The sequence below is a fragment of the Xanthomonas arboricola genome, assembly GCF_002940665.1.
Lineage (GTDB): Bacteria > Pseudomonadota > Gammaproteobacteria > Xanthomonadales > Xanthomonadaceae > Xanthomonas > Xanthomonas arboricola_B.
In genome coordinates, this window is the sequence record NZ_MIGY01000001.1 from 630,763 (window position 1) to 647,465 (window position 16,703).

The 16,703-nt window shown below is 66.0% G+C and carries 7 protein-coding genes and 1 pseudogene; 2 read left to right on the forward strand and 6 right to left on the reverse strand.

What is annotated here, in order from left to right; genetic code table 11:
• Positions 1-215: 215 nt before the first annotated feature.
• The gene (locus XarjCFBP7645_RS02780; RefSeq protein ID WP_104536137.1) at positions 216-3,152 is read right to left on the reverse strand and encodes a TonB-dependent receptor; all 2,937 of its coding nucleotides are present in this window, start codon (positions 3,150-3,152) and stop codon (positions 216-218) included.
• Positions 3,153-3,293: 141 nt separating this feature from the next.
• Positions 3,294-6,764, reverse strand: a complete 3,471-nt coding sequence (locus XarjCFBP7645_RS02785; protein WP_104536138.1) for a glycosyl hydrolase 2 galactose-binding domain-containing protein — start codon at positions 6,762-6,764, stop codon at positions 3,294-3,296.
• A gap of 219 nt (positions 6,765-6,983) precedes the next feature.
• On the opposite strand from XarjCFBP7645_RS02785, the gene XarjCFBP7645_RS02790 reads away from it, so the two are divergent.
• Positions 6,984-8,948, forward strand: a complete 1,965-nt coding sequence (locus XarjCFBP7645_RS02790) for a glycoside hydrolase family 97 protein (RefSeq protein WP_104536139.1) — start codon at positions 6,984-6,986, stop codon at positions 8,946-8,948.
• Between the two features lie 301 nt (positions 8,949-9,249).
• The gene (locus tag XarjCFBP7645_RS02795; RefSeq protein WP_258079493.1) at positions 9,250-10,737 is read left to right on the forward strand and encodes a neprosin family prolyl endopeptidase; all 1,488 of its coding nucleotides are present in this window, start codon (positions 9,250-9,252) and stop codon (positions 10,735-10,737) included.
• Between the two features lie 55 nt (positions 10,738-10,792).
• On the opposite strand, the gene XarjCFBP7645_RS02800 is transcribed toward XarjCFBP7645_RS02795, so the two are convergent.
• The 4 genes and pseudogenes from XarjCFBP7645_RS02800 to XarjCFBP7645_RS02815 all read right to left on the reverse strand — a co-directional run bounded on the left by XarjCFBP7645_RS02800 (position 10,793) and on the right by XarjCFBP7645_RS02815 (position 16,474).
• Positions 10,793-12,307 (reverse strand): carboxylesterase/lipase family protein, encoded by a 1,515-nt coding sequence (locus tag XarjCFBP7645_RS02800; RefSeq protein ID WP_039512353.1) that lies wholly within the window; start codon positions 12,305-12,307, stop codon positions 10,793-10,795.
• A complete protein-coding gene (locus tag XarjCFBP7645_RS02805; RefSeq protein WP_039812226.1) occupies positions 12,304-13,227 on the reverse strand; it encodes a TrmH family RNA methyltransferase in 924 nt (307 codons plus the stop codon). Before XarjCFBP7645_RS02805 ends, XarjCFBP7645_RS02800 begins: the two co-directional genes overlap by 4 nt.
• A 323-nt stretch (positions 13,228-13,550) precedes the next feature.
• Positions 13,551-13,733 (reverse strand): annotated as a pseudogene (locus XarjCFBP7645_RS02810) (GNAT family N-acetyltransferase); the annotation flags it as partial.
• A 65-nt stretch (positions 13,734-13,798) separates the two neighbouring features.
• Complete coding sequence (locus XarjCFBP7645_RS02815; protein ID WP_104536142.1) at positions 13,799-16,474, reverse strand: M1 family metallopeptidase; 2,676 nt, start codon at positions 16,472-16,474, stop codon at positions 13,799-13,801.
• Positions 16,475-16,703 lie beyond the last annotated feature (229 nt).

The following is a 16,703-nucleotide window of genomic DNA, read 5'->3' on the forward strand; positions in this document are numbered from 1 at the left end:
GTAACGCCTGCGCCATCACGTTCAAAAAAACGGCCACATCGCTTCCCGACGATGCGGCCGAATGGGAGGGTGCCTGACGTTGCCGTCAGGCGTACTGCAGCGCCGCAATCAGCGGCGACGGGAAGAAAGCGCAATGACCGCTTGGAGAGCGACAACAGCGAAACATGCGCGACCCAGCGCGGGGGTGCGCTGTGTCGCACAACGGTGCAGCCGGATCAGAAGCGCAGACGCAAGCCCGCGTAGTAACGACGCTCGAAGATGTTCTGGTCGTAGTAGTGGTTGGTCCACTGCGCGTAGCGCCGCTCGCTTTCGCCAGTCAGATTGGTCGCCTGGGCGTACAGGGTCAGGTGATCGTTGACGTCGTAGCTGAAGGACGCATCGAGATAGCCCACGTCGTCGTTCCAGATCGCCAGCTCGTCGCCCCAGGCACCGCTGTTGACCTGATTGAAGCGCTTGCTGCGCCAGTTGTAGGCCACACGCGCCTGCAGCTTGTCCTTCTGGTACCACAGCACCGCGTTGGCCTGGTGCTTGGAGTTGTCGCCGATCGGCAAGGTGTTGCCGTCGATATCGGTGTTGTCAGTGTCGGCGTCGGAGAAGGTGTAGTTGATGTTGGTACCGAAGCCGCTCAACCAGCCAGGCAGGAAGTCGAAGGCTTGCTGATACCCCACTTCAAAGCCCTTGATCTTGCCGCCACCGCCATTGACGATGCGCTCCACCGGGCCACCCAGCCGCGCCACGCCATCGGCGTCGGGCAACAGCTCGATATTGGTCACTGTGGTGGGGAACGACTTCACATCGATCAGGAACGCACCCACGCTGACCAACGACGCATCGGAGAAATACCATTCCCACGAGGCGTTGTAGTTGGTGGCGCGATACGGATCGAGATCCGGATTGCCGGAGCGTCCATTGAGGAACAGCACCGCATCCGAGGGCAACGCGGGATTGCGCGGTGGCGTGCCGTTGACCGCATAGAAGCTCACCAGCCCGCGCCCGAGATCGGGCAGGTCCTGGCGCGCAACAGCCTTGTTGTAGGCAAAGCGCAGCTTCTGCGCATCGGTGATGTCCAGCGACAGGTTGGCGGTGGGCAGCACGTCGGTGTATTGGCGATTCAATCGATTGGTACCGATCGCCGGGCTGACGCCGTTCCATTCGACATTGCCGATGAACACATTGCCGCTGCTCAGGTACTGGTCGATCGCCAGCTTGGTCTGCACGATGCGCGCGCCGATGTTGGCCGTCCACGGGACCGCGCTACCGGTACCGCCTTCCAGATTGGCCAGAAAATACGCTGCGGTGCTCTTTTCGGTGACCTTGTAGGAGTCGGCGGCCTGCTGGTAGGCCACGTTGCCCGGGTACAGGCTGTTGAGATAACCCACCGGGTCCTTCATGACCTGCGGGTTGATCGCGGGCAGGCCCTGGCTGCCCAGGCCGGTGACCTTGAGCGGATCGAAGTCGTTGAAATACGCCCAGTAACCGGGAATCGAATTGAACGGCAGCAGGCGCGCTTCGGAGACGCCGCTGCAGGTGTCCACAATCAGCGGATCCTTGAAATAATACAGCGAACGGTTCGGGTCGGCGCAGCTGGTCGATACTGGCGACAGATAGCGATAGGTATCCAGCTTGACCTCGCGCTCGCCGTAACGGATACCGAACTGGAAGCCGCGCACCACGCCCTCGTCGAACTCGAAGGTGCCATCGGCGCGGAACGCGTCCATCGTCGCTTCGATCTTGTTGCCCTGCGCCCAGGTCGACATCAGCTGCCAGTTGTCCGGGTTGGACACGTCGGTGCCGAGGTTGACCGCCGGATAGGTGCCACGGAAATCCACCGAGGCATCCACTGTCGGCAAGCCGTTGGCGTTTGCCCACTGCGTGACGCCGCCGGCGCGCGTGATCTGGTCGCCACGCGTCACCACCGCATCGGCACGCGCTTCGTCGTAGGTGCGCTGCGCATCGCCATGCACCCAGCGGAACGAGGCACGCAAAGGGCCGCCATCATCGAAGCGCAACTCCAGGTTGGTGTTGAGCGCGTCCGAGTCGGCAACGCCGGCCATCGAGTGGGCCTGGAAGCGGTTGTAGCGGAACTGGCCGTATTCCAGCACGCCGTTGGAATCGACCACCGACCCGGGCTGCAACTGGTTGGTGGCCCAGCCGGTGTGCAGCTGCGCCGCCACCGAGGTGTCCTGGTCTTCGAGCTTGGTGTAGGCGGCATCGGCCAACACCGTCCACGAATCGTTGATGTTGAACTGGAACGAGCCGTTGATGCCGGTGCGCTGGCGATCGGTGCTGCGGTTGTCCAGTTCGGTGGCGACCCAGTTGTAGAAATAGTCGCGCGGCAGATTGCTGGGGTCGGTGTTGCTGCCGATGCGCCCGTCGCCGTTGAAATCGAAGCCCACATTCTGCTCGGTGGATTTCTGCGCGCCATTGGAATACACGCTGGGGTGCTTGTTCTCCAGCGTGGCATCCGAATAAGACACGGCCAGCAACGCACCCCAGCGCTCGGTGCGGAAACTGGCCAGGCCCGAGTACAGCTCGTTGAGTTCCTGCACGCGGTCGCCGTAGGAGCCTTCGGCCTGGCCGCTGAAGGTCCAGCCTTCCGGCAGGTCGAACGGGCGCCGCGTCTTCAGCGAGACGGTACCGCTGATGCCGCCATCCAGATCGGCGGCGGTCGGCGACTTGATCACATCCACGCCACTGAACAGCGTCGGTGGGATATCGACGAAATCCGGCTGCGCGCGGCCGATATTCGGCTGGCCGTATTGATCGCCGCCACCGGCGCTCAGGTACAACTCGCCGTTCATGGTGGTCTGCACCTGCGGCATGCCGCGGATATTGAGCTGCGAGCCCTCGCCGGCCGAACGCCGGATCTGCACGCCGGGCACGCGTTGCAGCGAATCGGTGATGGTGACATCGGGCAACTTGCCGATGTCTTCGGCAGAGATCGAGTCGATGATCTGCGCGGCGGTGCGCTTGTTCTCGATGGCCTCGGCCTGCGCGCCACGCACGCCCTTGACCATGACCTTGTCCAGGTCGGTGACCGCGGCGGCATTGCCGGCATCCTGTGCGCCTGCGCTGCCGGCAAGCAGGGTGAGTGCAGCCGCGAGTGCGGCGGCCAGTGGGGTGTGGCGGGTGTTCGAATGCAGCTTGTTCATGGTCCCCTCCCAGGGATGACGACAATCCACGACCGTTTCGAATGGCATTGCAGCAACGGCAATGCGGTATTGGCTGACGCGCAATCGGCGCGTCAGTGCGAACGCCGTGCGCGGGCACGGCGCGGCAACGCGCTGGCGCCGCTACGGAGGCCCGTTGGCAACGCCTGTTGATGGTTCGACATTCCAGCCGCGCACCTGCAGCGTGGCATTGCGCAAGCTCGCCGCGGACGGGCCACGGATCTCGATCTCGCGCTGCTCGCCCGGCACCAGGCTGAGGTAGTTGTCGCTGTAGTACGCCGGCAGGATGCGCTGGCCTTGCGCATCCACCAGGGTCAGCTTGGTGTTGAGCGCAACCTGCTGCGAGGCATTGCGCACGCTGGCGCGCAGCACCGGTTCGGCGCCCTCCTGCAGCTGCGTGCTGAGCTGCACCGGCACTGCCGCCAGCGCATCCAGACCGCGCATGGCCGCCGCATCGCGCGCCACCCAGTAGAAATTGCGCGAACGCACGACCGCGTCGCGATCGAGCAATTGCAGCCGCACAAAGCCAAGGCCATTGGTGTCCTTGAGCAACGGCGCCAGTTGCAGCACCGGTGCCGACACCGCAACCGCCGCGGCCTCCAGCGCTTGCTCGCGCTGCTGCAGCAACTTTCCGTCGGCGGCATAGACTTCTGCGCGTACGCGCAGGCCGCTCACCGGCTCGGCCGCGTTGTTGACCACCACCACCTCGTGGCCGGGCAGGTTCATCTGCACATGCAGCATCTCTGCCGCGTTGCGCACACCGTAATAGGCCGCGTGGGTGTCGTAGTCGTGGCTGTAGATCTGCCACATGTTGCTGGGCCAGGCCGGATGGCTCATCCATAGCAGCCGCCCGCTGTTCTTGCTCCACAGCTGCGCGTTGAAGCCTTCGAAGATGGCGCGGTGGGTGTCGTAGTTGAGCAACTGCGCCTTGCGTTCGAAGTCGGCCAGGCTGGTCGGCGCGCCGAGCTTGTCGGTCAGCGAGCGCATGAAGCTGGCGGTGTCGCCGTTACCGGACTGGTGCCAGTCGTGATACGCCCAGGCATCGCCGATCGGCCACTGGTCCTGCGCCGCAGGTACCGATGCCTGGAACGACTCCAGGGTGGAGAACGAGGGCGTGCCCACTTCCACCGAAAAGCCCTGCGCCAGCTTGTTGAAGTACGCCACCGGCTCGCGGTAGTTGTACGGGCCGCTGCCCTGCAGATTGATCTCGTTGGAACTGCCGGTATACCAGCGCGTGCCATCGAGTTCGGCCACCAGCTGGTCCAGGCCTTCGTTGAGGATCGGAGCCGGCACGCCTTCGTTGCGTCCGAACCACAGCACGATGGAAGGATGATTGCGGAAGCGCTTGATCACCTCGGCGGCGTTGTCCAGGAACAGCGCTGCGTCGGCCGGCTCCATGTTGTAGTTCTGGGTGGACTGCCAGAAGTCGTTGAGCACCAGCATGCCGTATTCGTCGGCCAGCTCGAAGAAGCTGGCTTCGGTGTTCTGCCCCACCCAGTTGCGCACCACATTGAAATGCGCATCGCGCTGCAGACGGAAGTACGGCTCCAGCCGCTCGCGCGAGACCCGCTTGCGCCAGTCGTCCATGCCCCAGTTGCCGCCCTTCACCGCAATACGCACACCATTGATGCGCAGTGCCAGATGCGGGGCCAGGCTGTTGTCGTCGAGCTGCTGCACCGCCGGCGAGGACAAGGCGCCGGGATACAGGGATTGCGCATTGCCGCCGGGTACCGGACGGATCGCTGCATGCCGCACGTCGACGATGCGCTCGCCGCGTTGCCGGGCCTGATTGAGATCGACCAGGACGCGGCGCAACGCGCCATCGTCGTCGAACAACGACAGTTCGTAGGTCACCTGACGAATGCCAAAGCGCAGCTGCTGCGCGTCCGACGGCGTACCGGCCACCTCGACGCTGGCCTGCAAGGTGTACAGCGCCGGCTCGCCATAGCCGTTGGGCCACCACAGGCGCGGATTGGCGATGACCAGCTGCGGCGTATCGGCGGCGGTGAGCTTGAGCGTGCTGCCACCGGCCGGCACCGTGACCTCGCGCCGGATGCGCACATCGCCGAAGGCCAACTGCAACGTGCCCTGCACTGCTGCGGCAGTGTCGTTGCGCAATGGCAGGTTGATTTCGAGTTCCGCGCGGTGATGATCCGGTGCCAGCTTCGCGGTGATCACTTGCGTATCACCGAGCGCCACTGGACCGGTGGCATGCAGCTGCACGTCCTGCCACAGACCGGCATTGCGATCGCGCACCGCCGGAATCCAGTCCCAGCCTTCGCTGGCGATGAAGGTCGGCCCGTCCAGCGCCTGCATGCCGCCATTTTCGCCGACACCGGCCGTCATCGACTGTTCGTGCGCGATGCCGGGATGTGGCGGCGGCGACACCCGTACCGCGACGACGTTCCTGCCCGGCTTGAGCTGCTTGCTGACATCGAAGCGACCGCGTGCGAATGCGCCGCGGGTGCGCCCGACCTGGGTGCCATTGACCCAGATCTCGCCGGCGTAGTTGATGCCGTTGAACAGCAGCTCCAATCGCTTGCCTTGCAGTGCTGCAGGCACATCGAAACTGCTGCGGTACCACCAATCCTGCCGGCTCAGCGATTCGGGAATCGCCATGTTGTTGAGGCCGATATCCGGATCCGGATACACGCCACGATCGACCAGCGTGGTGAGTACCGTGCCCGGCACGGTCGCGGCGCGCCAGCGGCTCTTGCCGGCGGCGTAATCGCTGCGCGACAGCGTCGCACCGCTGGCCTGACCGAGCTCTGGTGCCGCAGCGAGTTGCCATGCACCGATCCGCCATGCGGTGGCATCCAGCGGCTGCAGCGCAGGCGCCTCCGATACCGGCCTGGCGACCGGCGCCAGGAAGGGCGCGGCACTGCGCGGCAGGGTCGCCGCCGCTTGTGGTGCGAGTTGCCCTGCCATCTGCTTGACCTGCACGCGCCAGCCGGGCGATGCGTCTTCGAAGCGCTGCAGCGCAGGATCCGGTGTCTGTCTGGCAAGCCGTGCGATGGTTGCCGCATCCAGCGCACCGGACTGCACGGTGAAGCCTGCGATCTCGCCGCCAAAGTGCTGCGTATACGCCGCCGGTTGCTGGCGCGGGCCGAACACCAGCGTGGGCGCGACCGCGCTTTGCTGCACGCTGCCGCTGGCCACCTGGCGGCCATTGGCATACAGGCTCAGGCGCGTACCCTGCGCAATCGCGGCAACCTGCGTCCAGACACCGGCGCGCAGCGGCTGCTTGCTGCGCAGCACATGCTCGGCGCCTTGGGCAAAGCCCAGCATGCCGTTGTCGACGACGAAGAAGCGGCCAGCCGCCTGCGGATCACCGAGCCCGGCAATCAAGGCCGGGCCGGTGGTCCCGCTGGAGGGCCGCACCCAGGCGGACACGCTCCAATCCGCATCAGCGGCCAGCAGCGGTGTTCCGGCGGCGAGCTTCTTGCTCAGCCCGAGACCGCCCGCGAGCACGCGCACGTCGTAGGGACCGGGCGGATCGGCATCGGCGGGTGCAGCCTCCACTGCAGTCCAGGCGATGCAAACACACAACAACCACAGCGCTCCACGGCGGAACGCCTTGCGAACCATCAGCATTAGAGGCCTCTCCCAAGCTCTACTGCCAAGCAACGGTGCACACCACCTCGACGCAACCGCCAAGGCGACGCGTCGTCGCCTTGTCATTGCATCTGTCGTGATGCCGCCCGTGGCTGCCGCCCCTGTTTCAGCGGCCATGGTGCGAGGTAACGTTACCCCAGGTGGATATCGACGACAACCGTTCTGCGTTAGGGTTGGCGCTCCCAGGAGGAGGGACCCATGCGAAACCTGATCCAGTCCGCATTACCGGCGGCGTGCGCGCTGCTGTATTCGATCGCGCTGCCTGCAGCTGCGCAGCGTTTGCAGGTGCAGTCGCCCGACGCACGTACGCAGGTGGAATTCACGCTGCGAGCGGGCGGCGTGCCGACCTATCGCGTGCTGTATCGCAACAAAGTCGTGCTCGACGACGCCCCGCTCGGACTGGATCTGGGCCGCGCCGACACGCTCGGCAAGGCGATGACGCTGCAGGGCAGCACCACCGAAACACATGACAGCCGCTTCGCCCTGCCCGTGGGCAAGACGCGTCAGGCACGCGATCACTATCGTCAATTGCGCGTGCAGTTGTCGGACCCCAAACAGCGACGCCTGACGGTGGAATTGCGCGCCTACGACGACGGCGTTGCGCTGCGTTATGTGCTGCCAAATGCCGGCGAGGTGCGGATTCGCAATGAGCTCACCGGCTTTGCATTCCCCGGCGATTACCCATGCTGGACCTTGAACCTGGGCCGCTTCGGCACCAGCCACGAGGGCGAATACGATGCGATTGCCGCATCCAGACTGCGCCCGCACAATCTGCTCGAGTTGCCGCTGGTGTGCCAGACCGATGCCAGCGGCACCACGCTGGCAATTGCCGAGGCGAACCTGCGCGATTATGCCGGCCTGTATCTCACCGGCCGCGAGGATGGCAGCCTGGGCGTGTCGGCGAAATTATCGCCACGCCTGGACGACCCCACGCTGGCCGTCAGCTTTGATGCCAAGGGCCGTGATTTCGCCACGCCTTGGCGGGTGATCATGCTGGGTGACAGCCCGGCCAGCCTGATCGAATCCAATCTGATTTCCGCACTCAACCCGCCGCCAGCCTTCGATGCGAGCTGGGTGCGCGCGGGCAAATCGGCATGGGATTGGTGGTCCGGCTCACTGGCCAGCGGCGTGGCACAGCCGGGCATGAATACCGCCACGATTCAGCGCTACATCGATCACGCGCAGCAATTGAAACTGCAATACATGCTGATCGACGATGGCTGGTATTTCGGCAGCACCGGCGATGGCCAGTACAACGTCGATGCCGATATCCGCCGCCCGGTGGAGCAGCTCGACCTGCCGGGTCTGGTGGCCTACGCACGGCAGCGCGATGTCGGGCTGTGGCTATGGGCGCATTGGCGCGCGCTGGATGCGCACATGGACGAAGCACTCGCCTGGTATCAGCAACTCGGCATCAAGGGCATCAAGGTCGACTTCATGGACCGCGACGACCAGCAGATGGTGGATTTCTACCACCGCCTGTTAGCCAAGGCCGCCGAGCACAAACTGCTGGTGGATCTGCATGGCGCCTATCACCCCACCGGCCTGACCCGCACCTATCCCAATTACCTCACGCAGGAAGGCGTGCTCGGCGCCGAGTACAACAAGTGGACCACTCGCATCACCGCCACCCACAACCTCACGCTGCCGTTTACGCGCATGTTACTCGGGCCGATGGATTACACACCGGGTGGCTTCCGCAATGTGCGCCCGGCCGAGTTCAAGATGCAGCACATCGCACCGCAGGTGATGACCACGCGTGCGCAGCAACTGGCGATGTATGTGGTCTACGAAAGCCCGTTCGCGGTGGTTGCCGACAGCCCGGAACAATACGAAAACGTTCCGGCAGCGCAGTTCCTGCGCGATGTGCCGGCGAGCTGGGATGAGACACGCGCACTCGATGGCGCGATCGGCGAACACATCGCGCTGGCGCGGCGTAGCGGCAAGGACTGGTACGTGGGCGCGATGACCAACGAGCAGGCACGCACGCTGACCTTGCCGCTGGCATTCCTGGGCAAGGGTAGCTGGACCGCCACCATCTACGCCGACGGCGCGGCCCCGACGGAGGTGCGTATCGACACGCGCAAACTCACCTCCAACGACAGCCTGCAGCTGCCATTGGCTGCAAACGGTGGCGCCGCCGTGCGACTGCAAAAAAAGTAAGAACAGCCATGCTTATGGTGGGGTGACCGTGCACACCTTTGCGCATCGGCAACGCGCCGTACGCAAGGGTGTGCATGATCATCGGCACGGCATCCGCTTAGCGCATTGCGCTTGCGGTGTGCCTGATATCACGCAATGCGTGTCTGCCGATCCATTTGTTTTTTAGGCAGTTAGGATGCGCACGCCTTCAACGCAGGCATGCGCCGGCTAGCCAAGCCCGGATGCCACTGCAGACTGAAGGCGCTGTCCTGCAGGGTGCGCCGCGTGCAGGCAGTTCCGTTCCGGCGCCAGGGGAAAACACATGATCTTCCGTTCTTATCGGCCGATGTCGATCGGCCGCGCCGTTGCTGCGCTCTGCGTTTGTGCACTCGCTCCCGCCGTTGGCGCCGCCACGCTGCTACCGCCATCGATCTCGGCCAGTAGCGACCGCAGCATCGACACACTGATGCCACCGCTGCTGCGAACACCTGCCACCGCAAGCATCGCAGCCGTGCGGCGCGATACGCTGCGTACGTCGCTGCAGGCATCGCGTGCATTTCCGCAGGTCACGCGCGACTTCAAGAAGTTCCTGGATGCGCAGGCGCAGCTCGATTACGCCACGCGTGGCGCCACGGCCAAGGTCAGCGGCCCCAGCGCGTTCGCCGAAATGCAGCGCTATGTGTTCAATCGTTACAACGGCCTGACGGTGCTACGCAGCGTGCATCAGGACGGCAAGGTGTTCGACTGCATTCCGCGTGAGCAGCAGCCGGCACTGCGCGATGGCAGCGCGCCGGCGGCGCCGCCCGCCACCCCGGGCAACATCGGCACCGTCACGCCGATCGATGCGGTGCAACGGTGCGACACCGGCAGCGTGCCGCTAGAACGCATCGGCCTGGCCGAGATCAGCAAGCATGCGGATCTGCGCAGCTTTCTGCGTGGCACCACCCCTAGCGTGATTGCGCCCAGGCAGGCAGATGCCGTGCCGGCGGCGCAGGAGGCGGCATCGGTGGTGCATTACTACTCCACCATCTACCTGGACACCGCAGGCTCGCCGGTGACCGGTGCCGGCGCCGATCTCAACACCTGGGTGCCGACCGTCACCGCCAACGATGCGCAATCGATCAGCCAGATCTGGCTGGGCGGTTACACCCGCCAGGGCGTGATCCAGACGCTGGAAGCCGGTTGGCAGACACAGCCCGGGGCCGGTTGGGGCACGCGGCCGATCCTGTTTATCTACTCCACCCAGGATGGCTACATCACCACCGGTTGCCACAATCTGGATTGCGCCGACTTCGTGCAGACCAGCACTGCCAACGTGCTTGGTGCAGCACCGGCCGGTGGCTTCAGCACCGCAGGCGGCAAGCAGGCAATGCTGCATGTGGAGTTCCAGCGCAATGCCGACGGCTACTGGTGGTTCGGTTTGAATGGCGAATGGATCGGCTACTACAAGTCCGAGCTTTACGCGGGCGATATTGCCGAGGGCAGCGCGAACATCTTCATCTCTGCGGGCGGCGAAATTTCCACCTTGGATGGTCGTCCCAGCGCACCGATGGGCAGCGGCCGATTTGCCAACGCAGGCTATCGCCAGGCCGCGTTCCAGGCCAACCACTTCTATCGCGATGCGGCGATGGCCGCCCATCCCGCGCAGCGCCTGTCGAGCTTGAATGTGAAGCAGCCGTCCTGCTACACGCTGGCGATGGCCGGTTACACCTATCCGTACGCACTGGGCGCAGGCGTCAGCCGCACCACACTGTCGCCGGAAATGCAGAACGGCGGCTTCTACTTCGGCGGGCCGGGCTGCGCACGCTGAGTTAATTGAGTTGCATTGAGTCAATCGCGCGTACCGTGTCGGTACGCGCGATCGATTACGGCAAGTCCACGCCTGCGCACACCGCCGGGCGTGCATCCTTGAGCAGGCGCACGCCATTGGCGTCGAACTGCAGTGCCGCATGCTTGGGCGCAAATGCAGGCCAGGCCGGCAAGCCCTTGGTGTTGGGATCGCCACGCTGCACGAACGCGGCCCAATAGCGCTGCAGACTCACCGGCGGCTGGCCGATCGGCAGATCCTTGAACAGGAACGGCAACTCGGCGCTATGCGTGACCTGCCCGCCCGGTGCGGCGGTATCGAACACGTAATGCCACACCGGCACGCCAAGCGCGACCTGATGCTGGGCGACAGTTACTGCCGGGCAACGGAAGGTCAGATCGGTGGACAGCTGCATCGCTGCATCGCCCTGCCGTGCGGCACGCTGCGCCGCATGCGTGCGCTGCGCTTGCAGCACGGCATCGGCCTGCGCCGGATAGTCGCGACGCAGCCGCGCCTGCGCGCCCTGTTTGCCGCCGTATTCCAGCTCCTGCACCACATAGCCGATCAACAGCGGCACCTTGGCCTGCGCGCCCTCGGCCAGCAACGCGGCCGGCGCACGCGGCAGCACGCGCCCATCGACGACCGCCTGCAGCCAGATGTAGCCATCGTCATCCAGTGCCGGCACGTCGACATCCTGCCCAGCCTTGATCAGCTGCTCCACCGGCAGCGCACGCAACTGCGCCAGGCGCGTGGCGGGGTCGTCGATACCTGCACGCTTGGCGATCTCCACGCCCAGCGCGCGATTGTCTTCCAGCGAACGCGCCGGCAATCCGAAACCGGCGGTGCCGCTCTGCTCGATCGCCGCCGAAAACAGGCCGCGTGCCAGCGGGCTGAGCATCAGCAAGCCCACATCCTGGCCACCGGCCGACTGCCCGGCGATGGTGACCCGCGCAGGGTCGCCACCGAACTGCGCAATGTTGTCGCGCACCCACTGCAGCGCGGCGATCTGATCGAGCAAGGCGTAGTTGCCGGCGGCTTGATGGTCGCCATCGCGCAATTCCGGCAGCGACAGGAAGCCGAGCGCACCGAGCCTGTACTGCAGCGTCACCACCAGCATGTCCTGTGCGACCAGGTTGGTCGGCAGATGACCATCGGCGCCACCGGCCACATTGGCGCCGCCGTGGATCCAGACGAACACCGGCAGCGGCTTGGCCGGCTGCAGCGTGGGCGTCTGCACCTCGACGTAAAGACAATCTTCCGTACCGCGCCTGGCCATGGCATCGTTCCAGCCCAGCGCCGGTTGCACGCACGGGGTGGCGGCCTGGGTGGCATCGCGCACGCCCGACCAGGCAGCGGCCGGTTGCGGCGGCTGCCAACGCAGCGCGCCCAGCGGTGGCGCGGCAAACGGAATCGCGCGAAACACCGCACTGCCGTCGTCCTGCCACTGCCCGCGCACCAGGCCATGATCGGTGCGCACCTGCGGCGGTGCGGCAGGCGTGGATGCCGCTGCAGCGTGCGCGCTGACGCTCAACGCACAAGCGGCGGCAAGCAGACCGGCACACAGGCGCATCACGACTCTCCACCCAACGCGCGGGCACGCCAGGCGGCCTGGAACACGGCGGTGGCCGAGGCCACGTTGAGGCTTTCGACCTTGCCGCTGCCGCGGATCGACAACTGCAGGTCGCAATCGCGCGCGAACTGGCGGTCCATGCCCTCGCTTTCCGCGCCCATCACATACACCAGCCGTTGCGGCAGCGCGGCGGCGAACACGTCCTGCCCGCCCTCCACCAGCGTGGCCGCCACTGCGAAACCGGCCTGACGCAGCTGCGCCATCGCCGTTGCGGTGTCGGGCAGTTGCACCAGCGGCACCGCTTCGGCGCCACCTTCGGCCACGCGCGCGGCTGCGCCGGACAGACCCAGCGTGGAGCCGGCAGGCAGCAGCAGGCCGGCCACCCCGAAGTGCGCGGACGAGCGCAAAATCGCGCCGAAGTTGTGCGGGTTGCCCACGCCATCCAGCCACAGCGCCAGCACCGGCCCCTGCGGCAACGCGGCCAGCCAGTCCTGCAACGGCTGCGGGGCGACGCGCAGCACATCGGCCACCACGCCCTCGTGGTGGGTGCTGGCGGCGAGCTTGCTGAGATCGGCTTCCTCGACCACGCGGTAACCGATGCGCTGGGCCACGCACCAGGCCAGCAGGGCCTTGAACTGCGGAATGCGCGCCTCGCTCAGATACAGCTTGCGCACCGCCTCCGGGCGCGCCTTGAACACGGCCTGCACTGCGTTGATGCCGTACAGCCGCAGCTCGCGCGCGTTGCCGCCGGACGACGTCACCGCGGACTGCGCAGCAGCGGGCGCGTAAGCCGTTGGCGCCTGCTGTGCCGGCGGGCGCGCTGCCGGTGTGCGCGGCGCGGCGCGGCCCCAGGGATTGTGCGAGGCGCCGGAGCTGCCGCCATCGCGCGGCGGTCGTCCGCCCCGTCCATCATGCTGTGTCATCGTCGTATCCAGGGTTCGTGTTGCTTGCTGGCTCTGCGGGGACCGTATCGCCCCTTCCGCCACCAGCGGTGTTCGTCATCCTGCAGGCCGGCATAGCCGGCGGTGCAGACGCATTGGCGACGATGGTAAGCCACTGGCGCAACGAGCCGTATACGAGGTAGCCGAAGCGCGGCCTTCGAGGCCCTGCAGCTCGGGTGAATCGTGTTGACGTTGACGCTATGCAGGACACACGGGATTGGTGCCGATGCCGGTGACGGATCTGCACCAACCCGCAGTGCGCAGACGCGCCTGGCCCACGCGTTCGCCAGCGCACGTGGCCGGGATCAGTCCAGATCGGCCGGCAACTCCACCCGCGCGAACACGCGCAAATCGTGCAGCCCATCCGGCCGCATGATCGCGCAGCGGCTGCAGCCTTCTTCGACGAAGCCATTGCGCAGCAGCACCCTGGCCGATGCCGGATGGTCCCGCCGCGCCCGACTGGCGGAACATGCAGTTGCCTGTAGCCGTTCCTGATGCGATGTGCGCGGTATCGCCACTGCCGATACCGCACACCCGGGCGGCAGGCCGCGGCTCAGCGCTTGGCGGTTTGCGCCTGCTTGAGCGCGGCGCACAGACGGATGGTCTCGCCGGTCTGCGCCATGCCGCGGTCGGCGCCGCTGAGCGTGGCCAGGCGCGGCTTGAAGAACGCATCCAGGCGGTCGGCTTCTTCCACGCTGCAACCGCCGGACGCGCCCAGCGCCGGCAATCCGCCGCCGTCGAACGAACCGCTGCGCTGCACGATACGGTCGAAGTTGGCAGTGAACCACGGCCACATCGACGCATGCGAGACCTCGTAACTGTGACCGCGCATCAGCAGGCTCTTCATCTCGCCCACCTTGATCGCATCGGTCAGCGCGAAATCACGCACCTGCTTGAGCAGCGCCGGGTCCTGCAGCGTGCCCAGGGCGGCGATCATGGCGTTGCGCTGCGCCGGGTCGGCATGCGTGCGCAATGCGTCGATCAGGCTCTGCACCGCCGGTGCGCCGCGCTCCTGCGCGGTCACTGCCAGTGCGGTGCCGAGCAGATCCGGATTGGCTTTGGAGAAGTCCAGCGCACCATTGCCGCCGGCCAGGACCGCATCGCCCTGCGCCAGCAGTGCCTTGCGCACCTCCGCGTTCTGCAGGCGCAGCGCGAACAGCCCGGCCAGCGCCGAGCGCAGGCTGGTGTCGTCGATCGACTCGCCGCCACGCCGCGTGTAACCCAGCTGACGCAGACGCGGCAGATACGCCTGTTCGGCCGCCTTGCGCAGTACGTCGCGCTGGGCCTCGCTGGTGGCCTGGTAACGCCAGATCCACACGAAGCGGTTCAGCAGCGCCGTGGACACATCGGCCGATTCGGACGGCGCCAACTGCTTGAGCGCTGCCAGCACGGCCTCGCCGTCGGTATCGCCGTGGCGGTAGGCCGCATCGATCGCATCGGCATAGGCCAGCTGTTCGTTGTCGTCGAGCTGGCCGACCTGCTTGCCCAGTTCAGCCAGCTGCTTCTTGGGCAGGCTGAAACGGTAGTAGCCGGCGCCACGCGCGTTCGGGAACACCCAGGTGTTCTTGCCGGCACCGTCCAGCACGATGCTACCGCTGCCGTCTGCGAGCATCTGGCAGGCAGTGCCGACCTGGTTCTTGCCCTTGCCGTACTTGACGCACACCGGCACGTCCCATTGCTGCGCGGTGGAGCCGGTGGAACCCAACGGCAGATAGCGTTGCTGCTGCAGCTTGACCACGGTCTTGCCGCCTTCGCGGGCAAGCTGGGTCTGCAGATACGGCACGCCCGGCTGATTGAGGAAGCTGCGGAAGGCGGCCTTGAACTCCTCGCCCTTGCCGGCGGCATCAGCGATCGCATCGACCAGATCGTCGGCGGTGGCGCTGCCGAACTTGTGCTTGGCGATGTAGGCGCGCATGCCTTGGCGGAACACGTCTTCGCCGACGAAAGCCTCGAACATCGCCAGCACCGCCGCACCCTTCTGGTAGGTGATGCCGTCGAAGGCGGTCTCGATATCGCCGTTGCCGGTGATCGGCTGGCGGATCTTGCGCGCGCTGACCAGGCTGTCGTTGTCCATCGCATGCTGCGCGCCGCCGATGCGGTCCAGATTGGCGCGGTATTCCGGGTGCAGCTGCATGGTGATCTTCTGCTGCATCCAGGTGGCGAACGCCTCGTTCAACCACAGGTCGTCCCACCACTCCATGGTGACGGCGTCGCCGGTCCACTGGTGGGCCAGCTCATGCGCATTGGTGTTGAAGGAGCGCTGCACGTTCTCGGCCGGCGAGTCCTTGTCCAGCAACAACAGCCAGTCGCGGAAGGTAACGAACCCAGGGTTTTCCATTGCACCGGCGCTGAAGTCCGGGGCGGCGACCAGATCGAGCTTGTCGAACGGATAGCCGAAGGCGTAATAGTCCTCCAGCGCGGCAATGATCGCCGGGGTCTGGTCCAGCGCCGGGGTGATGCGCGGGCCCTGGCCCTTGGCGGCGATGCCGCGCAGCGGGGTCGGGTTGGGGCGCTGCGGGGTGGCCGGCATGGCCGGCACGTCCACCACATCCCATGGGCCGGCGGCGTAGGCGACCAGATAGGTCGGCAGCGGCACGGTCGGAGCGAAGGTCACCGTCTTCCAGCCCTTGCCGGCCGGCTTGGTCGAGGTGGCGATGGTGTTGGCCAGCGCCTGGTCGTCGGTGGGCACGGTCAGGCTGAGGTCGAACGGGGTCTTGAATGCGGGTTCGTCGAAACCGGGGAACGCGTAGCGCGCGCTGATCGGCTCCATCTGCGTCATCGCATAGGCCTGGCCCTGGTACTTCACCTGATACAGGCCCTGCAGCTGCTGATTGAGCGGCGCGCTGTAGACGATGTCCACGGTGAGCGTCTGCGGCTGCAGCGTGCGGCCGAAATCCAGCCGCACCACACCGGCCTGCGCATCGGCTTGCACATAGCGTGCGGTCAGCGCCTTGCCCTTGACCGGCTTGACCGTGACCTTGCTGACCTTCAGTTCCTTGCCGTGCAGCCAGAGGTGATCGGAGGCCTGCTTGAGCTGCACGCGGATGCTGGTGCGCCCGCTGAACTCGCTCTGGTCCGGATCGATCTTGAACGACAGGCTGTAGCGCTCGGGCACCGCCCAGGTCGGCAGGCGGCCATTGGGCACCGGCTCGCCGGAGGACTGCGCCAGCGCGGTGCCGCAGCACAGCGCAAGGAGAGAGGGTGCAAGCAGGCAGGCGAGACGACGCATTGGCGATTCCGGGCAGGGTAACCGCCGAAGTCGACCACAGCCGGGCATGCCTGTCATGTGACCTTAGTCATTGCGCTGCCGACGCGGTGGGCGCGCCGCCCGCAAGGGCAACCGGCCGCGCTGCGGCGTCGCATCAATCGCGCTGGCCTGGCGCTGCCGCGCCCGCTGGGCACAGCCTGCGCCCCGCTGTTGGATTTTGTTCGCAATGCAGCCGCATGCAAACGCCGCG